This is a genomic window from Luteibacter anthropi (assembly GCF_023699965.1).
Taxonomy (GTDB): domain Bacteria; phylum Pseudomonadota; class Gammaproteobacteria; order Xanthomonadales; family Rhodanobacteraceae; genus Luteibacter; species Luteibacter anthropi.
The window spans coordinates 504,680-523,206 of sequence record NZ_CP077072.1 but is presented as its reverse complement, the minus strand read 5'-3'; the positions used below and the strand labels follow the sequence as shown (position 1 = coordinate 523,206).

The window sequence follows — 18,527 nt, the reverse complement described above, 5'->3', positions numbered from 1 at the left end:
GGTTCCTTCGGACTAGCGGGCGCGCAGGGCGAGGGCATTGCTCAGGAAGAGCGCGCCTTCGGCAGCGATGCGGCCATGGCCGGGCAGGCCGGAGAGCACGGGGTAATAGCCATCCCGCGGCTCGCCCAGGTGAACGGGGCGGCGGGTGAAGGTAAGGCCGTCGTCGGTGGTGAACACGACCATGCCGCCATCGGACTCACGGACCACCGCATCCTCGGGTACGGCAAGGTGGCGTTCGGGGGTTGCAGTACGGATGGCGATGGCGGCGAGCATCTGCGCGCGGATACCCTCCGGGCGCTTGTCGAGCACGGCACGCACGGTGACCCGGTGGGTGTTCGCATCGGAACTGTCGGCAACGTAGTTGACCGTCGCGTCGATGGGCCTGCCGGCCACCGTAGCGGTCATCGGCTGCCCCACGCGCACCTGCACCGCATCGTTCTCCGGCACATCGGCCACCAGCCACAGCGAATCACGCACGCCGATGGTGAATGGCACCCCGGTGCCAGGCTGGAGCAGATCGCCCGGGGCGACGTTGCGCTGCGAGACCACGCCGGCGATGGGGCTGTCGATGCGCAGCACGCCATCGACCTTGCGCCCGGCAGCGATCTGGTCGATCTCGGCGTCATTCTTGCCGAACAGGTGCAGGGTGCGACGTGCGGCCTGGTAGTTGCCCTCGGCCGTCTGTTCGTCGGCCACGGCCTGTTCCAGGTCGCGCGGCGCATTGGCCTGCACGGCGGCCATGCCCTTCGCCCGTTGCAGGGCCACATGCGTCTGTTCCCTCGCGCCTGCCGCGCCGACGAGCGCACCTTCGGCCTGTGTGAGGTCCGGGCTGTCCACGGAGAACAACGGCTGACCCTGGGTCACGCTGGCGCCCGCGCGTACGAAGACATCGCGCACGCGACCGGCATAAGGCGAGGTGACCTGGGCGAGGCGGTCCTGATCGAAATCGACGCGACCGGTGGCCTCCACGCGGGGCGCGAAGTCACGCTCGATGGTGGTGGTGACATGCACCTGCTTGGCCTGTTCGGCATCGACGGTGACCTTCTGCGGGTCCTCGGCCGGCGCCGTGGCGGTGGCGGCCGCCGCCACGGCGCCTCCATGGCGGAACTCCAGGGCGAGTCCGAGGGCTGCCAGCAGGCATACGGTCGTGACGAGCCTTCCGCCCGTGTTTTTCATATCGTCGTCATCCGGGTGGTGTGCCGGTGCGTCATCCGGCAAAAGAGGTGTCGCCCGCGTCATATCGGCAGGGGGGGGCGTCGATGGGGAAGTTCGACGCGGGGACGGTTTTCACCTTAGCGCCGGGTTACGGCGGGTGACAGTTACGATCCGGAAAGGTTTGCGACCGGAAGCAGCATGCAGACTTCGAGGCCCGGCGCCATGTTGCGCAACACAAGCCTGCCGCGATGCAGGGCAATCACGGCGGCGACGATACTGAGGCCCAGTCCGTTGCCTGGCCGATGGCGGCTGGCGTCGGCACGGAAGAACCGTTCCGTTGCACGCGCAAGGGTTTCCTCCGGCATGCCCGGACCATCGTCGCGCACGCTGAGGGCCACCATGCCGGGCTCCTGGGCTTGCGTGGCCCTGACACGCACGGTGGCGCCGTCGCCGGCGTACTTCAGGGCATTGTCGAGCAGGTTGGCAAGCATGCCCGCCAGCAGGTGGTGATCAGCCAGGGCCACCGGCTCGCCCACGACATCGGCTTCCAGGTCGATCATGCGCGCCTCGGCGGCGGGCCGGTAAAGCTCCACGATGTCTTCGACCAGCTCACGCAGGGGGACCGGTGCGAAGCTTTGCATGCGTACGCCGGATTCCGCCTCGGCAATCTGCAGCAGCTTGTCGAGAAGCGTGATGAGGCCATCGATTTCCGTGATGGCGTTTTCCGCGCCCGTCACCAGTCGCTCGTTGCGCTGGGGCGAGCGCAGGGCCTGTTCCATGGAACTTCGGATACGGCCCAGCGGCGTGCGCATGTCGTGCGCGATGGCATTGGAGACGTTACGTGCGCTTTCCATCAGGCGCTCGATCTGGTCGAGCATGTCATTGACGTCACGGGCCACCCGTGCGAATTCGTCGCGCGACTGGCCGATGGCGATGCGCCGGTCCAGGCTGCCACCGGCCACTTCGGTGGTGACGCGATGGATGGCATTGAGCTGGCGTTGCAGCTGGCGCCGGAAAAGCATGGCGCCGGCCGTGGCGAGCACGATCACGAGGCCGCCACCCAGGGCGAGCGCTTCGATCACCATGCGCTCAAGCTCGCGGACATCGTGCATGTCGCGACCCACCAGCAGGCGGCTGCCGTCACCGAAGCGATAGGCGAGCAAGCGGCTGGACGCATCGCGTCCCAGGCGCTTCACCTGCATGGTGCGCAGTCCGTCGGGCCAGATGGCCGCGGTAGGCCATGCCGTGAGGTTGCCGATGATCTTGCGTCCGCTCGCATCGGTCACCAGGTAGATCTCGGTGTCGATGTCGCGATCGTCGCTCAGTAGTGCATGGATCTGCCGCACCAGCGCATCGGCGCCGTGCTGCTCGCGTGTTTCGACCAGCTGGCGCATGGTTCCGCGCAGCTGGGTGTCGATGTTCCGCCCGAGCAGCCCCGCGGTGCCCACGTAAAACACGGTGGAAATCAGCGCCACGGACAACATCAGCACCACGCCGTAGCTCGCCGACATGCGGAAAACCACGGAGTGACGGAAGTCAGCCACCGTCGTCGGACCCGTCCGGCGCGCCGATGGTGAAGCCGGCGCCGCGCACGGTACGGATGATGGGAGGAACGCCTTCGCGCTCCAGCTTGCTGCGCAGGCGGCTCATCTGCACGTCGATGACATTCGTCTCGGGGTCGAAGTGGTAACCCCATACAGCGGTAAGCAGCATCTTGCGCGTGACCACCTCGCCGCGATGGCGGATGAGGTATTCGAGCAGCATGTATTCGCGTGGTTGCAGCGAGAGCTGGCGATCGCCGTGGTAGATGCGGCGCATGCGCGGGTTCAGTACCAGGTCGCCAAAGGCCAGGCGTTCCGCGTCGCCGTGGGTATAAGTACGGCGCGTCAGTGCATCGACACGCGCCAGTAATTCGTCGAGCGAGAAAGGCTTGGTCAGGTAGTCGTCGCCACCGGCACGCAGGCCGCGGATACGCTCGTCCAGGCTGCTGAGTGCGCTCAGCACGAGCACCGGGGTGCGATCATCGCGCGAGCGAAGCGCCGCCACGATGTCCAGGCCATCGTATTCACCCGGCAGCATGCGGTCGAGCACGATCAGGTCCCAGGGTTCGCCGCAGGCGCGCACCATGCCATCGATGCCGTCATGAGACAGTTCGACCCGGTGCCCTGCCTCCACCAGCCCCTCCCTGACCAGGAAGGCGGTGGGCATGTCGTCCTCGATAAGCAGGCAGCGCATCGGCATGATCAGGGTTGGGGGTGGTGAGGGCTTGTAATCCAGTACCGACCGGTTTGGCAACCCCTTACCTGGGGAAGAGGCCAGACGGCGACGGCGCCTACTGTCCGCGGACATGTACGTAGACGGTTGCAGACAGTCCGCCCGGAACCGGAAGCCCGACGACGGCACCTGCCCCGGATGGCATGTTCGTTGCTCCGCTCGTGGCTTTCCTTACAGATGTCCATAACCATGCGCCTGCCCCTGTCCTTTCTGATGCTGGGCCTGACCACCTTTCTGTTGCCTTCCCTTGCCTGTGCCGCTGTTACGGATCTATCTGCCGACGCTGCTGCACGGGCAGCCTTCGCGCCGACGCAGAGCCGCCCCGATGCGGGTCATCGCCGCGTGGCGAGCGACCACGTGCTGGCACTGGACGGGCGACGCATCGCCTATCGGGCCATCGTCGAGGAAACGACGGTGGAAGGTAGCGATGGCAAGCCGGCAGGCATCGCCGTGACCTACGCCTATGTCGCCCAGGGGGTGGATGCTGCCCGTCGGCCGGTGACCTTCGTCTTCAACGGAGGTCCCGGCGCATCGTCCTGGCCGCTGCACATGGAAGGCCTCGGCCCGAAGGTCTACGACGCTGCCAGTGGCACATTGCGTGACAACCCGGCCAGCCTGCTCGATGTGACCGATATGGTCTTCATTGATCCCATTGGCACCGGGGCCAGCTTTCCCGTGGAAGGCGGCGATGCGGGCAGTCTGTGGAACCTGTCGGGCGATGCGCGTTTCTTCGTCGGTTTGATCAGTGATTGGCTGCACAGGAACGGCCGCGAGGCATCTCCCCAGTACCTGATCGGTGAAAGCTACGGCACCACGCGTGCGCTGGCGATGCTGCACGAGGATGCACCGTATCCGCGCCTGCACCTTTCTGGCGTGGCCTTGCTGTCGATGTACGTGGGCGGCATCGACAACGACGATGTGGAATCGATGGCCTTGTTGCCCAGCTATGCCGCCACGGCATGGTTTCACCACAAGCAGGGGATGCCGGCCGCGTCCGCGAGCGAGGCATACGACGAAGCATGGCGTTTTGCACGCACGGCGTATATCGGCGCCCTGCTTCAGGGCGATCGCCTGAGTGCTGCCGATCTGCACGAGGTCGCGCTGGCGACCAGCGAACGGACGGGCATCCCTGCAGAACGCCTGGAAGCGATGCATCTGCGTCTTTCACCCGATGCATTCCGCACGGGCCTGCTGTCGGGCGGCAAGCGCGTCGGCCGTCTGGACACGCGCATGGTCGTGGATGATTCACTGGACAAGCTGCCGGTTCCCTACGACGACCCCGGCATGAGCCTGGGGCGTCGTCCGTCCGCAGTCATGGACGATTACCTGCGCAGCCTCGGCTACGTGCCTGCGCTGCCGTATCGCGCCCTCAACCTCACGATCAACCGCCAGTGGCGCTATGGCGACGAGTCGCATCCCGGATCGGTGGTGCAGTACCTCGCACCGGCCATGACGGCGAACCCGAACCTGCGCCTGTTCACCGCCGGCGGCTACTACGACACGAATACGCCGCTGGAAGCAGGCCGCTACGCCCTGTCGCACACCGGCATCGACATGACCCGCTGGACTTCGAAGGCTTACCCGGCCGGCCACACCATCGGCGACGACCCCACGCAACGCGCCGCCCTCGCCACCGACCTGCGCCACTTCATCCACTAACCCCACCCTTGTAGGAGCGCGCCTTGCGCGCGACCGGCAGAACGGAAACGATGATGTATGACGCGATGGCCGGTCGCGCGCAAGGCGCGCTCCTACAGGGTGCCTGAGCTGTGACGGGTGCAACAAAACCAGGTAGTCATGGCCCTCATCATGCGAAGACCACCTACGCAGGAGCACGCACCATGCAGCAAGGCACGCGTTTCGCCGTACCGTTCGTCTTCGCGTTGTCGTTCTTTGCCGTGACTACCGCATCGGCGGAAACGACGAAGACTTACCAGCGCAACGGCTACACGCTCATCGTGACGGACAAGGATTCGAAAGTGGCACAGTCCACCGTCGACACGATGGTGAATACGTTCTTCACGATCTATCCCGAGGAAGCCAGGGATTTCAATCCCGATACCTCGAAGACGGTCACCATCGTGCTCGATCCGTCGTACGACGGCGTGGCCGCCACGGCCAATGCGACGGAAACCTATGGCGCGAACTACATGATCTCGCACCCGAAGGACACCGATACCGTTACGCACGAGTCCATGCACATCGTGCAGGACTACGGTCAGCAGAACATCCCGGGCTGGCTGGTCGAAGGCATCGCAGACTATGCGCGCTATCGTTATGGCGTGAACAACGCGGCCGCGGGATGGTCGCTGCCGGCCTATCAGGCAGGGCAGAAATACACCGACAGCTACCGCGTCACCGCTCGCTTCCTGGTCTGGGTGGAGCAGCACTTCCCGGGTGCCGTGCAGCGTTTCGACGCCGCCTTGCGTGGACGCCGGTACACGGCCAATACCTGGGTGCAGATTACCGGCGCCAGCGTGGATACCCTCTGGGACCGCTACACCCGTTCGCCTGGCATCTGAGGGCGGCAGGTACCGCGCGGATCATCCGCGCGGTACATTCACGGTCGCTAGACCTCCGGGTCCACATGCTGCGGGCGACCGGACGTTCCGGGAAGGGGAAACCGATGTCTCACACCGGCCGCATGTATCTACGGATGTACCTGCCCAGCGCCTTCGTGCTGGCTGCGGGTGCCCTCTCGGCATGGGTTGCCCATGCAGTGCAGGACCTGCCGGGCGAACTGGGCATCGCATCTCTTTATTCCCACCTGCCGAGCTGGCTTTTCGCCGGTGCGGCCACGCTGTCGGCCTTGCTGGCCGTGGCCCAGACGGTGAGGGTGAGGCAGTGGGAGCGGGGGGCCTATGCCAGTTGCTACGTCTGCGGTTGCCTGCTGGGCGCTGCCCGGCCTGTGCGCGAAGGGCTGGGAAAGACCCGGCGCTGCCTGGGCTGCGGCCGGGTGCACGGCGTCAACCACCGGCTGTCGCCACACCTGCGGCCGCTGGCGGTAGTGGAACCCGCCGAGCTGCCGGTCAGGAGCGTACGTTCGTTACCGTGATCCGGTGACCCAGCCGCTCGAGCAGGGCGCGCAGCGCCTCGGCGTCCTCGAGCGAGGCCGATTCATCCAGCGACAGCCACAGCGTGTCGCCGGAAAGGCCATGGACCTTTTCGTTGAATTCGATTTCGATGGCGGCCTTGCCGCCAGGCTGAACGACGGATACCGCGAAATTTCGTGACTGCACTCGCCCGATTCCCCTGTGGATCTTGATGGACGAGGTCATTTTAGCGGGCTGGCGGCCGGAAGTGCGGCCTGGCAACGGCGGGGCGTGATCTGGGCCACGTTCGGCCGTGCCATGGGACACCCCAGCGGTTCATGCGTAAATTTGCCGGGCGATGTTCGGGCAGGAGCTTTTTCGGCAAATATCCTTTTCAGCCAACGAGTTCTCATCTTCATCGCTGACAGGGGGCAGGGAATCTGGCACCCTCGACCTTTCCATGGAGACGCTAAGGGGACGGCGTGAGCGCGAGCACGGAGCACTGGAAAGCCTGGGGACAATACATCGCGATTGCCGGCGCCTATGCCGCTTGCTACGAAGTCACCCGTCACGTCACCTTTCCGCATTGGATACTGACGGCAGGGCTGCGCCTCAGCTGCCTCCTGCTGGTACCTGTCCGATATTGGCCTGCGCTGGCGCTGGGCGAATTGCTGCCCATGGTGGAAAACGCCTTGCTGTGCATTCCCCAGTTTGGGATTCCATGGGCTATATCGGCCTCCGTACCGATGATCGTGCTCTGCATGGCATGCATAAAGCCCATGCGCGCCAGATGGTCCTACTACAGCCCGGATGGGCGGCTAAACAAGGTGTTTCTGCTAGGCGCCACACTTGCCTGCGCCTTGCTGACTGCGATCAAAACGTCGGTGACGACTCTTACTGCCCTGATGGACTCCCCGGGGGCATGGCCCGACATAGATCTGCATCTTTATTTCTGGGCCTACCTGCTGGGTTCCTATCTCGGGGCGCTCACGCTCACGCCGATGATTCTGGCGCTTAAACAACGATTCGACGAACAGGGTTTTTTCAGCATGACCATGCTGACGCGCAGTCCGCTTTTCCGGGACACGATGGCTATCGTCCCCATTCTGGGAATGCTTTGCTGGTATGCCTTCTCGACGCACGACGAAGTTGCGAAACAGCTGGCACGATTTGCGATGCTGGTTCCTGTCGTGGCCATGACATGGCGGCATGGCTGGCATGGAGGTGCCATTGCAGGCATGGTATCGAGCATTGCTTCGGCGGCCACCGCGGACGCCCTGCTGGATCCGAAGATGATCCAGTTTCAGGTCGTTCTTTCTCTGGTGGTTTCGGCAAGTCTGTTTACCGCGGCAAGGTTGCCGAACGCATCTCGCGAGACTCTGATATCAGAGAGGTGATGACCATCGGGCATCACCTTGTGCCGATTACTGTCGCGGTACGCTGCACACAGCAGGATTCGTGCAATCCCCCATCACAGCCATGAGGCGGGCGGTGCCATCCGTCTGCGGAGCCACGAACACCTGGATGCCATTGCCGCGATAGATAGTCTCGCCGGCGACGCTGGCGGGCCTGGGCAACGGCTCGTCCGGCGTGGCGAGGTTCGCCGCATCCGAACCAATGGGCAGGCCGACCAGGGCATAGGGTGTCCGCGCGAATGCGCCGCGTACCTTGCCCTGCGCATCGTTGACCTGGAAGTAGCGGGTGTTGCCGCGCTGGAACACATAGACATGCCAGTTGGAGCTGCTGCTGACGTCACTGGCGTTGGGCCAGCTTTCACCCAGTCCGCCTGCCGGCGCCGGCGGATTCGCGGCAAGCGCGGTACCGCACGTGGCAGACAGCGCGGCGAGCAGGGTGAGCGAAAGGGTACGGCGGGCAAACGGACGCATGCGACCTCCTGGTCTGTAAACGAGCCCGTAGCCTAGCGCCTCGTCTTGGCGCTGAACCAGTGCTTTGGATACGCAGGCCGGCGACGGATGATTCTTGCCGGAGTCGCCCTTTTTCCCCTTCCGAAAAGGAGCATGATGACCCCGCCACAGGGGGCTAAAGCCGGTGGGTCCACCGGTCGATAACGGTTTTCGTATTCACGATGACGCGTGGGGCAGCCGTATGGGAATGTTCGATTGGTTCAGCCGGCGTGCTCGCCCCGAACGGGCGATCCTCGGCGGCCTGTCGCGTTGCCAGGCGGTGGTGGAATTCGGGCCCGATGGCGTCATCCGCTCGGCCAACGAGCGTTTTCTTGCGGCCCTGGGCTGCCGCGCCGATGCGGTGCTGGGCATGCCGCATGCCCGGTTCATCCAGAACGACGACGAAGAGCGCCTGTGGCGTGGCGTGGGCCGTGGCGAGCCGATGACGGGCACTTTCCGTGCGATCGGGCCGGGCGGCCAGGTGGCCTGGCTGCACGGCTCGTATCTGCCGCTGTCGGATGGCGACAGCCGGGTGTCCAGCGTGATGATGTATGCGGTGGACGTGACCTCCGAGCACCTGCGCTCGCTCGACCTGGCCCAGCGCCTGGCCGACGCCGGGCGCGGGCAGGCGGTGGTGGAGTTCTCGCTGGACGGCATGCTGCTGGCGGCCAACGATGCCTTCCTGGAGCTGATGGGGTATCGCAGCGACGAGCTGCTGGGGCGCCACCACAGCATGTTCGTCGACGAGGCCGAAAGCCGCTCCGATGCCTATATCGCGTTCTGGCGACGCCTGCGTTCCGGACTGCACGACGCGGCGCTTTACCGTCGCCTCGGGCGCAACGGCAGGGTGGTGTGGTTGCAGGCTACCTATAACCCCGTCTTCGATGCTCACGGCCGGCCCGTGAAGATCGTGAAGTACGCCATTGCCATCGATGCCGACGCTGCCCATCGCCCGGCTCCCGATCTTCAGGACGTCATGGAGCTTGGCGATCATCCAGACACACTGTCGATGGATGCGGCCATAGAGGCCGCACTCGCGGCGCGCCAGCTGCAGGGTGGCACGCCCGTGGCTGGCGGTTCGGAATAGGCCAACTGGCGAGCTACCGGCCCGCGGTAGCCGATGTCACATTGCGCCGGGCAGGGCTCGCCATTCCGGCGCCGCGCCCTTGCCGGGGGCGACAATGGACGGATGGGACAACGGAAGGGTTCCGGCAATCGTGATGGCGCGCGGGCCGACGGCGCTGGGCATCCTGCGCAGCCTGCGCATGGCGGATATTCCGGCCTACGTGGCGGCACCCGCCGGGGATATGGTCACGTACTCGCGCTGGTACCGCTCCACGCCCGGCGCCGAGCCGTGGGACGGTCGTCCGGGCCCTCAGGCGTACGCCGCACTGGACGCGATGCCGCTGGAAAAGGCCGTGATCGTTCCAGGCGCGGACGATGCCGCCCTGTGGGCGGCCGAGCTGGCCGAATCGCTGCTGGGACATCGCTTCATGGTGAGCACCGCCACGCGCGGCGTGCAGGCCCTGTTGCAGGACAAGTCGGCGTTCGCGGCGTACCTGGCGAAGACCGATATTCCGCATCCCCGTACCTATCGTTTGTCATCCCTGGCGGATGTGGAGCGGATTCCTTTCGGGGAACTGGATCGTGTCTTCGTCAAGCCGGTGAACTCGCAGCGCTTCAGCGACGTGATCGGCGTGAAGGGGCTCTGGGTGACGCGACGCGATGAGTTGCACGACACGTGGCTGCGCCTGCATGCACAGGGTTTCGACGTGATGGCCCAGGAATACGTGCCGGGACCTGCGACCGAGCATTACTTCATCGACGGCTTTCGCGATACGCATGGCGACTACGCCGGTGTTTTTGCACGGCGCCGCGTTCGCATGTCGCCACCGGACTTCGGCAACAGTTCGTGTTGTACGTCGGTACCGTTATCCGATGTGCCTGCCGCGATGCATCACCTGCGCCACCTGCTCGACGGGCTGCATTACCGCGGCATCTTCAGCGCGGAGTTCAAGCGCGATCCGCGCGACGGCGAGTTCCGCATCCTCGAAGTGAACACGCGCGCCTGGACGTATGTGGAGTTTGCCGCCCGCCATGGCGTGAACGTGTGCGAGATGGCCTGGCAGGATGCGCTCGGCCTGCCCGTCACTCGTGCGCTGCGACACTATCCGGAGGGCAGGCGATGCGTGGATATTTACCACGACCTCGCCTCGGTGCGTGCGCTGCGCAAACGCCGTGCGCTGGGCTGGCCGGAGGTGCTGAAGCAGTGGAGTGGCGCCAGCCTGCACACCTTTCGCATGGACGACGCGCGACCTGCGCTGCACTTCGTCGGCGATCTCGTGAAACGCCACCTGCGCGAATCAGTCCGCCCGCCCGAGGGGGGCGGCGACGTCCTCCAGGGATCGCCGCTCGGCCGCGATCCCAAGTAGCCAGCCCGCCACGGCACCGATGAGCATGAGGGCCGCGCCCAGCACGTAGCCCCAGCCGATGGATAATCGCTCGCCGCTGCCGATCAGGACACCGAACAGCCAGGGCCCGCCGACGCCGCCAAGCGCAGTGCCGAAGGCATAGAACAGCGCGATCGCCAGGGCGCGCAATTCCAGCGGAAAGCTTTCGCTCACGGTGAGGTAGGCCGAACTGGCGGCCGCCGATGCGAAGAAGAACACCACGCTCCAGGCGATGGTCTGCGAGCGTGCATCGAGATGGCCGTGCACGAACAGCCAGGCGGTAACGAGCAGCAACAGGCCTGACAAGGCATAGGTCAGCGCGATCATGGGCCGGCGCCCCCACGTATCGAAAAGCCTGCCCAGCAGCAGGGGGCCGAGGAAGTTGCCGGCGGCAAACGGCAGCAGGTAGAGGCCCACGTCGGCATCGGCCACGCCATAGAAGCGGCCGAGCACGAGTGCGTAGGTGAAGAAGATGGCGTTGTAGAAAAATGCCTGCGTCGCCATCAGCACCACGCCGAGCAGCGTGCGGCGTGGATATTTCCGGAACAGCGTGCGCGCCACGTCGCCCAGCGTGATCGCGTGGGGATGCAGACGCAATACAGGCAGCGGTTCGCGTGGTGGCGGGGCATGCACGCGGCGTTCGATATCGGCCACGATGGCGTTGGCCTCCGCGATCCGGCCGTGCAACATCAGCCAGCGAGGGCTTTCCGGTATCCAGCGACGCAGGAAGAGAATGCCCAGGCCGAGCACGGCGCCCATGGCAAAGGTGAGGCGCCAGCCGATCTCGGCAGGCACCCGCGGGTTGTCGAGCAGCCCGACGGCACCCAGCGCACCCAGGGCGGCACCGATCCAGAAACTGCCATTGATGACCAGGTCCGTGTGACCGCGATAGCGGGCCGGTATCAGCTCCTGGATGGCCGAATTGATCGCGGCGTATTCACCGCCGATACCGGCGCCGGTAAGCAGGCGGAAGATCACGAAGGTGGCGTAGTCGGGCGATAGCGCAGTGGCTGCGGTGGCAGCGAGGTACAAGCCCAGCGTGAGGGTGAACAGCTTCTTCCGGCCCAGGCGGTCGGTGAGCCAGCCGAAGAACAACGCCCCCACCACGGCACCGACGAGGTAGAGACTTCCGGCCAGTCCCACCTGCGCGTCGCTCAGGTGCAGCACGGGGCTGGATTTCAGCGCGCCCGCGATGGAGCCGGTGATGGTCACTTCCAGCCCGTCGAGCACCCAGGTGATGCCCAGGGCGACGACCACCAGGGTGTGAAAGCGTCCCCAGCGCAGCCGATCCAGCCGCGCGGGGACATCCGTCTCCCTGATTGCCCCGCCATGCTGTTCCGATGCTCCGGCCATCCCCGGACCCTACCGGGGCGAAAGTCGTCGTTCTGTCGTCAGCGCGGCACGCGGTAGCCGCCCGGCACGCCGTCGGGCGAAAGGGTGAGCTGCCAGAGCTGGTCGCGCCGGCTGCGGAAGACGCCGGCCGAGCAGCCCAGGTAGAAGTGCCACATGCGCCGGAAGCGCTCGTCGTAGCGGTCGCTGAGTCGTGGCCACGCAGCATTGAAATTCGCCAGCCACGCCATGAGGGTGCGGTCGTAGTCCGGGCCGAAGTTGTGCCAGTCCTCCACGACGAACAGGTCTTCCAGCGCGGTCGCCACCTGGCTCATGGCCGGGATCAGGGAGTTGGGGAAGATGTATTTCTCGATCCAGGGATCGGGGCGACCGGGATGACCGTTGCTGCCGATGCAGTGGAGCAGGGCGAGACCTTCGGGCCGCAGGCAGCGACGTGCCACCTCGAACCAGCTGCGGTAGTTTTTCTGGCCCACGTGTTCGAACATGCCCACGGAGAGCACGGCGTCGAAAGGCTCGTTGAGTTCGTGGTAGTCCTGCAGGCGGATCTCGATAGGCAGGCCTTTGCACAGCTCGCGTGCGTAGGCGGCCTGTTCCTTCGAGATGGTGACGCCCACGCCGCTGACCCCATAGCGTTCGGCCGCGAACTTCAGTGCCTCGCCCCAGCCGCAGCCGATGTCGAGGATGTGCTGGCCCGGGCGCAGCTTGAGCTTGCGGCAGATCAGGTCGAGCTTGGCTTCTTGTGCGTCGTCGAGGTTGTCGGCCCCGGCCCAGTAACCGCAGGAATACACCAGGCGCTTGCCGAGCATGGCTTCGAACAGATCGTTGCCCAGGTCGTAGTGCTGGCGTCCCACGTCCCAGGCATGGTCGCCGCGCTGCATGTTCACGAAGCGCGCCTTCAGGTGCATCAGCAGGGTGTCGAGCGTGCGCAGCGACTGGTCGAGATGGGACGACAGCACCCGGGTAAAGAAGCCGGGGAGGTCGGCGGCATCCCACCAGCCGTCCATGTAGGCCTCGCCGAGGCCCAGCGAGCCGTGGGCGAAGACGCGCGCATAGGTGCGTTCGTCATGGACGACGATATCGGTGGGACGATGCCCGCCGATGCTGACGCCTGCGTGTTCGAGGATGGATTGTGCGCGTGCCTTGAGAGACGAATCGTTGTGCATGTCCTTGAGTTCCGGTCTGGCCCTCGTGCCGCCCCGCGCGGCGTGTCGCTAGCTGAAGTGCCTGAGTACCCCGCGTGTGATCATGAGGCCGCCGATCGTCATGATGAGCGAGCCGAACAGGTTCAATGCCACGTGGCCGGCAAACCATGCATATTGCTGGCGCAACAGCAGGCCCACGGCTTCGGCGGAAAAAGTGGAGAAGGTGGTGAGGCCGCCGAGGAAGCCGGTGGCTACCAGCAGGCGGATTTCCGGCGGCAGCGACGGAAAGTGGTCGAACACGCCCAGGGCCACGCCCATCAGCAGGCCGCCGGTGAGGTTGGCGGCGAGCGTGCCCACCGGCACGTCGGCAAAGATGGGGTTGAACACCACGGCCAGCCACCAGCGCAGCCAGCAACCGAGGATGCCGCCGATGCCGACGGCCAGGAATCCGGTGTAACCCACGTTACCCCCGAGGAGGATCGATGTCCCCGATTATCTGCCTTTCGCCACGAGACGGCGAGGGTGTGCTTGCGGATTCAAGCTATACTGATTTTCTGCCCCCGTACAGAAACACTGTCGCATGACTACCGCGCCCCGCGATACGCGGCGCTATCTGCCGCTCCTGCTCGCGGCCCTGACGATGATCGGGCCGTTCTCCATCGATGCCATCTTTCCGGGGTTCCCGGACATCGGGCGCACGTTCGGCGTCGGTGAGGTGGCATTGCAGCAGCTGCTCAGTGTCTACCTGCTCGCCTATGGCGTGATGAGCCTGTTCCATGGGGCCATCTCCGATGCCTATGGGCGCAAGCCGGTGATCGTGATTGCCATGGGTGTGTATGCGGCGGCATCGCTGGGTGCGGCCATGGCGCCGAGCTTCGGTTTCCTGCTGGGCTGTCGCATCCTTCAGGGCATCTGCGGTGGTGCCGGTATCGTCGTAGGGCGCGCGGTCGTGCGCGACACGATGAACGGTGAAGACGCCCAGCGGATGATGTCGAAGGTGATGATGATCTTCGGCATCGCGCCGGCCATCGCACCTATCGTGGGCGCGTGGCTATTGGGCCTCGACGGCTGGCGCGGCATGTTCTGGGCGCTGTCCGGCTTCACCGTACTGCTCACGATCGTCACCTGGTACTACCTCGACGAATCGCATCCGGTGGAGCGGCGCACGATCTTCCGTCCGCGCCCGTTGATGCGGCAGTACCTGCATATCCTCAGCGACCGGCCGTTCTGGCCGCTGGCCATCGCGGGGTCCATCAACTTCTCCGGCCTGTTCCTTTACATCGCTTCGGCGCCGCACCTGATCCGTGACGTGCTCCACCTGGGAGCCGATGGGTTCCCGTGGCTGTTCGTGCCGGTAGTGGTGGGCATGGTGACCGGTGCCTTCATCTCGGGACGCGTGGCAGGGCGGGTGAGCGCCATTCGCACGGTGGGCTGGGGCTATGCAGCGATGCTGGCATCCTGTGCGCTCAATATCGTGCTGGCCGTGGGGCTCGACCATCCGCGGGTGCCGTGGACGACGCTGCCGTTGGCGCTCTATGGCTGCGGTGTGCAGATTGCGTTCCCGACCATCACCATTCTCCTGCTCGATCGCTTCCCGGAGCAGCGCGGCGGCGCATCGTCGGTACAGACCTTCGGCAGCCTGATGACCACGGCCCTGGTGGCCGGCGTACTGTCGCCGATGCTGTCGAACGACATGCTGGTGCTGGCGCTGGGTGGCACAGGCCTGTGCCTGCTCGGTATGTCCGGATGGGTGTGGTACGTGATGATGGAGCGCCGTCGGGTGGATCGGGCGAAGGCGGGTGCCGCTACGGCGGTGGCTGCCGAGGTCGAGGCGGACGAGCCGATGTGATGCGGTCGCCCTGGTGTGGACCGGGGCGCTGGGTTCCTGTTTTCACAGGAACGACGAGCTGAAACTCCCCACCACCTACCGTCGTTCCAGCGAAAGCTGGAACCCAGCGCGGTGCAGCGGGATGTCGCGAGGGAGTGCCCTACGCCAAAGCCGATGTGGCGCCCTCGCCGTGCTGGCAAACCGGGGCGCTGGGTTCCTGTTTTCACAGGAACGACGAGTGGGGAGGTGGCGATAACCTCACACGAAGTCGCCGGATAGGCAGGCTACGGTCATTTCACACGAAGCCGTCGTTCCAGCGAAAGCTGGAACCTGGCGCGGTGCAGTCGGTTGTGGCGGCCACGCCCCTACGAAACAGGCAACCCACGTGCAAGCAGAAACTCACGCGCTTCAACGGCATCCTGCTCGAACCACGCACGGGTCGAACCGAGCCGGTAGGTATACCCCCAGCGGTCCATGTCTTCCATAAGCCGCACAGAACCCACCGAAGGCAGCTGCCCCGCCAGCACGATCTGCAGGTAGCAGGTGGCGTCCTCTTCCTCGATGGAATCGGTGGCGTCGGTATGTACGAGCGCGCGCTTGTCGTCCGGCAGCACGATCAGGTGGCAGGCTTCGTGAAGCAGGGAGTGCACCGGCGTATCCGCGCGGGCATAGACCGTGGTGCCGATGATGCCGGCTTCGGTGTCGCCCCAGTAGCTGCCGGGGATGGCCTCGCCGTCGGCGATGGCAACGAGCGTGAGGCCGTGCGAAGCAAGCAGGTGACGCGGTTCGTCGAAACCGATGTCGCCGACGCGGAGTACCGCGTCGGCGGGATCGGGAGCGTTCATGCGCCGGGCTTGCCCTCGGGGAGGGCAACCGATAGTTCCAGCACCTCGTGACCGCTGTCGCGTTCGAGGTTGATGTTCACGGCCTCGACGTCGACGTTGACGTACTTGCGGATCACTTCCAGCAGCTCGTTGCGCAGCAGCGGCAGGTAGTCGGGGCCGCCGCGCGTCGAGCGCTCCTGGGCGACGATGATGCGCAGGCGCTCTCTGGCGACGCCTGCGCTCGGTTCGGGTTTGCGCTTCAGGAAATCGAGGATACCCATGTTCAGCCTCCGAACACGCGCTGGAAGAAGCCCTTCTTGGTCGGCTCGATAAACCGCAGCGGCCGTTCCTGGCCGAGGATGCGGGCGACAGTGTCCTTGTAGGCGTGGCCGGCATTGGAATTGTCGTCGAGGATCACCGGCACGCCGGCATTCGACGCTGCCAGCACGTTCTCGGATTCGGGAATGACACCCACGACGGAGATGCCGAGGATTTCCTCGACGTCCTTCACGCTGAGCATCTCGCCGGCTTCGACGCGATTGGGGTTGTAGCGGGTGAGCAGCAGGTGCTGCTGGATGGCTGCCTCGCCCTTTTCCGCCCGGCGGGTCTTGCTGGAAAGCAGGCCAAGGATGCGATCGGAGTCGCGCACGGAGGACACTTCCGGGTTCACCACGACCACGGCGTGGTCGGCGAAGTACATCGCCAGGTGGGCGCCCTTCTCGATACCGGCCGGGGAGTCGCAGACGACGAAGTCGAAGCCTTCCTTGGTGAGCTCATCCAGCACCTTTTCCACGCCTTCCTGCGTGAGCGCGTCCTTGTCGCGGGTCTGCGACGCGGCCAGCACGTAGAGGGTGTCGTAGCGCTTGTCCTTGATGAGGGCCTGCTTGAGCGTGGCCTCGCCGTGCACGACGTTGACGAAGTCGTACACCACGCGACGCTCGCAGCCCATGATGAGGTCGAGGTTGCGCAGGCCGACGTCGAAGTCGATGACGGCGACCTTCTTGCCTTCGATAGCGAGTCCGGTCGCGAGGGAGGCGCTGGTGGTGGTCTTGCCGACTCCGCCCTTGCCGGAGGTGACGACGATGATTTCAGTCAAAGGATGTCTCCGCGAAAATAACGTTGGACCGGCGTCAGAGGCGCGCGATCATGAGTTTTCCATTATCGAGCCAGCATTGCACGGCCTGGCCCTCGAATTCCTTGGGGATGTCCTCGAACACGCGGTAATGCCCGGCGATCGCGACCAGTTCGGCGCGGAAGTCGGTGCAGAAGATGCGTGCCGTCTCGTCCCCCTGGGCTCCCGCCATGGCCCGGCCGCGCAGCGGTCCGTACACATGGATGGAACCGTCGGCGATGACCTCGGCGCCATTGGCCACCGGGGTCATCACCACGAGATCGTGGTCGCGCGCATAGACCTGCTGGCCTGAGCGCACGGTCGTGCCCACGTGCTTTTGTGCCGTGGACGACGTGTTCTGTTCATAAGCCGGCGGCGCCTGGCGGGTGGCCGCGGGTTCTTCGCGCAGGGGCGCCGGCGGCGGTGCCGACGATGCGGCCTCGGCGTGGCCCGGCTCGTACTGGGCGCGGAACTTGGCGATCAGCGGCAGGCCCATGCGCTCGGCAAGGGCTTCGGTCTCGCTGGTGCCGTAGGCCAGGCCCACCGGCAGCATGCCTGCGCTGCGGATGGCTTCCAGCAGGGCATCGACCATGCCGTCGTCCGGCAGGCGGGGCAGGTGGGAGAGATCGAGCACCACGGCCGTGCGCGCGAACATCTGCGGTGCCGAGCGCACGCGGCGCTCCAGTTCTTCCACCAGCGCGGCGGCATCGACGCGGCGCAGGCGCACGCAGGCGATGCCGACCTGGCCGAAGCGCAGGTCGCAGGCGGCTTCGAGGGATTCGGCACGAGCATTCATGCGTGGGCTCCCTTGCCGTCGATGGGACGCGCGCGTCCGCGCAGCCAGTCGACGTCGGGCAGCCCGCCGTGTTCGAGATAGCGCTCGCGCACGAAGGGAAAACTGGGCAGTTCGCGTGCGAGCAGGCTCACCTTCGGACCCTCTTCGCCCATCTTCTGCTGGCCCACTTCCTGGAAGCCCATGGTGCCGTGGAACAGCACGGTCTGGTCGTTGCGGGGTTCAAGGAAGACTTCGCAGGTCAGGAGCGGCACACGTACCTCGGCATAACTCTGTACATCGCAATAGAAGATCCGGCCCAGCCCATGGCCGCGGGATTCGTGGGCGATCACGATGCGATCGATGTACACGAAGCTGTCGTAATGGGACTGGAACCAGCGGTAATTCGGACTGTCGTAGGTGGCTTTTTCGCGCAGGGCGATGAGGAAGCCGAGCAGGCGGCCGTCCTGTTCGGCCACGCGGAAGTAATCGGCGATGTCGTACAGGTGGCGCAGGCGGGTAGCGTCCATGGCGAGGATGCTGGTGTCGCCGGCGTTGTTCAGCGCCAGCACGGCGTCCAGATCGTGCTCGCGCACGTCGCGGATGGCAGGGGCCATTCAATGCTCCGCAGGTGGTTCCGGGAATGGCGGCCCCCGGGCCGCCGTATGCGCGCCATTATGCCATG

Annotated in this window: 20 protein-coding genes; 7 read left to right on the top strand and 13 right to left on the bottom strand. The window is 65.4% G+C overall.

Annotated elements, in window-relative coordinates; all coding sequences use genetic code 11:
- Window positions 1–12 precede the first annotated feature (12 nt).
- The 3 genes from KR767_RS02450 to KR767_RS02440 form a co-directional block, all read right to left on the bottom strand.
- The gene (locus KR767_RS02450) at window positions 13–1,176 is read right to left on the bottom strand and encodes an efflux RND transporter periplasmic adaptor subunit (protein ID WP_250877975.1); all 1,164 of its coding nucleotides are present in this window, start codon (window positions 1,174–1,176) and stop codon (window positions 13–15) included.
- 143 nt (window positions 1,177–1,319) lie between these two features.
- Window positions 1,320–2,699 carry a sensor histidine kinase gene (locus KR767_RS02445; protein ID WP_166951058.1) on the bottom strand — a complete coding sequence of 460 codons (1,380 nt, stop codon included), beginning with the start codon at window positions 2,697–2,699 and terminating at the stop codon, window positions 1,320–1,322.
- Complete coding sequence (locus tag KR767_RS02440; RefSeq protein ID WP_166951060.1) at window positions 2,692–3,390, bottom strand: response regulator transcription factor; 699 nt, start codon at window positions 3,388–3,390, stop codon at window positions 2,692–2,694. The genes KR767_RS02445 and KR767_RS02440 overlap by 8 nt, the downstream gene beginning before the upstream one ends.
- Window positions 3,391–3,618: 228 nt before the next feature.
- On the opposite strand from KR767_RS02440, the gene KR767_RS02435 reads away from it, so the two are divergent.
- The 3 genes from KR767_RS02435 (at window position 3,619) to KR767_RS02425 (ending at window position 6,484) form a co-directional block, all read left to right on the top strand.
- Window positions 3,619–5,088: a S10 family serine carboxypeptidase-like protein gene (locus tag KR767_RS02435; RefSeq protein WP_250877974.1), complete on the top strand. Its 1,470-nt coding sequence runs from the start codon at window positions 3,619–3,621 to the stop codon at window positions 5,086–5,088.
- 182 nt (window positions 5,089–5,270) lie between these two features.
- Window positions 5,271–5,951 carry a basic secretory protein-like protein gene (locus KR767_RS02430; RefSeq protein WP_166951071.1) on the top strand — a complete coding sequence of 227 codons (681 nt, stop codon included), beginning with the start codon at window positions 5,271–5,273 and terminating at the stop codon, window positions 5,949–5,951.
- Between the two features lie 104 nt (window positions 5,952–6,055).
- Window positions 6,056–6,484, top strand: a complete 429-nt coding sequence (locus KR767_RS02425; protein WP_166951074.1) for a hypothetical protein — start codon at window positions 6,056–6,058, stop codon at window positions 6,482–6,484.
- Here KR767_RS02425 and KR767_RS02420 read toward each other — a convergent pair.
- Window positions 6,459–6,668: a hypothetical protein gene (locus tag KR767_RS02420; protein ID WP_166951078.1), complete on the bottom strand. Its 210-nt coding sequence runs from the start codon at window positions 6,666–6,668 to the stop codon at window positions 6,459–6,461. The two genes, KR767_RS02425 and KR767_RS02420, sit on opposite strands and share 26 nt — an antisense overlap.
- Before the next feature lie 275 nt (window positions 6,669–6,943).
- Here KR767_RS02420 and KR767_RS02415 point away from each other — a divergent pair, with 275 nt between their 5' ends.
- Window positions 6,944–7,858 (top strand): MASE1 domain-containing protein, encoded by a 915-nt coding sequence (locus tag KR767_RS02415; protein WP_166951080.1) that lies wholly within the window; start codon window positions 6,944–6,946, stop codon window positions 7,856–7,858.
- A gap of 27 nt (window positions 7,859–7,885) precedes the next feature.
- Here the strand turns inward: KR767_RS02415 and KR767_RS02410 are convergent, their stop codons facing one another.
- Window positions 7,886–8,347: a hypothetical protein gene (locus tag KR767_RS02410; protein ID WP_250877973.1), complete on the bottom strand. Its 462-nt coding sequence runs from the start codon at window positions 8,345–8,347 to the stop codon at window positions 7,886–7,888.
- Window positions 8,348–8,567: 220 nt separating this feature from the next.
- Between KR767_RS02410 and KR767_RS02405 the strand changes: the two genes are divergently transcribed.
- Window positions 8,568–9,452, top strand: a complete 885-nt coding sequence (locus tag KR767_RS02405; protein ID WP_166951098.1) for a PAS domain-containing protein — start codon at window positions 8,568–8,570, stop codon at window positions 9,450–9,452.
- 133 nt (window positions 9,453–9,585) lie between these two features.
- Window positions 9,586–10,797 carry a carboxylate--amine ligase gene (locus tag KR767_RS02400; RefSeq protein WP_250877972.1) on the top strand — a complete coding sequence of 404 codons (1,212 nt, stop codon included), beginning with the start codon at window positions 9,586–9,588 and terminating at the stop codon, window positions 10,795–10,797.
- Here KR767_RS02400 and KR767_RS02395 read toward each other — a convergent pair.
- From KR767_RS02395 to crcB, 3 genes are read right to left on the bottom strand one after another with little or no spacing between them, the layout of a single operon-like run.
- Window positions 10,729–12,168, bottom strand: coding sequence for an MFS transporter (locus KR767_RS02395; RefSeq protein ID WP_250877971.1), 1,440 nt, complete (start codon window positions 12,166–12,168; stop codon window positions 10,729–10,731). The genes KR767_RS02400 and KR767_RS02395 overlap by 69 nt on opposite strands.
- Before the next feature lie 38 nt (window positions 12,169–12,206).
- Complete coding sequence (gene cfa, locus KR767_RS02390; protein ID WP_250877970.1) at window positions 12,207–13,328, bottom strand: cyclopropane fatty acyl phospholipid synthase; 1,122 nt, start codon at window positions 13,326–13,328, stop codon at window positions 12,207–12,209.
- Between the two features lie 48 nt (window positions 13,329–13,376).
- Window positions 13,377–13,769 carry a fluoride efflux transporter CrcB gene (crcB, locus tag KR767_RS02385; RefSeq protein ID WP_166951105.1) on the bottom strand — a complete coding sequence of 131 codons (393 nt, stop codon included), beginning with the start codon at window positions 13,767–13,769 and terminating at the stop codon, window positions 13,377–13,379.
- A gap of 118 nt (window positions 13,770–13,887) precedes the next feature.
- Between crcB and KR767_RS02380 the strand changes: the two genes are divergently transcribed.
- A complete protein-coding gene (locus KR767_RS02380; RefSeq protein WP_166951107.1) occupies window positions 13,888–15,156 on the top strand; it encodes a multidrug effflux MFS transporter in 1,269 nt (422 codons plus the stop codon).
- Between the two features lie 344 nt (window positions 15,157–15,500).
- Here the strand turns inward: KR767_RS02380 and KR767_RS02375 are convergent, their stop codons facing one another.
- The 5 genes from KR767_RS02375 to KR767_RS02355 are packed head-to-tail and all read right to left on the bottom strand — an operon-like array spanning window position 15,501 to window position 18,459.
- The gene (locus KR767_RS02375; RefSeq protein ID WP_250877969.1) at window positions 15,501–15,980 is read right to left on the bottom strand and encodes a hypothetical protein; all 480 of its coding nucleotides are present in this window, start codon (window positions 15,978–15,980) and stop codon (window positions 15,501–15,503) included.
- Window positions 15,977–16,240: a cell division topological specificity factor MinE gene (gene minE, locus KR767_RS02370; protein ID WP_166951112.1), complete on the bottom strand. Its 264-nt coding sequence runs from the start codon at window positions 16,238–16,240 to the stop codon at window positions 15,977–15,979. Before minE ends, KR767_RS02375 begins: the two co-directional genes overlap by 4 nt.
- 2 nt (window positions 16,241–16,242) lie before the next feature.
- The gene (gene minD / locus KR767_RS02365) at window positions 16,243–17,055 is read right to left on the bottom strand and encodes a septum site-determining protein MinD (RefSeq protein ID WP_166951114.1); all 813 of its coding nucleotides are present in this window, start codon (window positions 17,053–17,055) and stop codon (window positions 16,243–16,245) included.
- A 34-nt stretch (window positions 17,056–17,089) separates the two neighbouring features.
- Window positions 17,090–17,866, bottom strand: a complete 777-nt coding sequence (minC, locus tag KR767_RS02360) for a septum site-determining protein MinC (protein ID WP_166951116.1) — start codon at window positions 17,864–17,866, stop codon at window positions 17,090–17,092.
- Entirely contained in the window at window positions 17,863–18,459 is a 597-nt protein-coding gene (locus tag KR767_RS02355) for a GNAT family N-acetyltransferase (RefSeq protein WP_166951118.1), read from the bottom strand. The genes minC and KR767_RS02355 overlap by 4 nt, the downstream gene beginning before the upstream one ends.
- Between the last annotated feature and the right edge of the window lie 68 nt (window positions 18,460–18,527).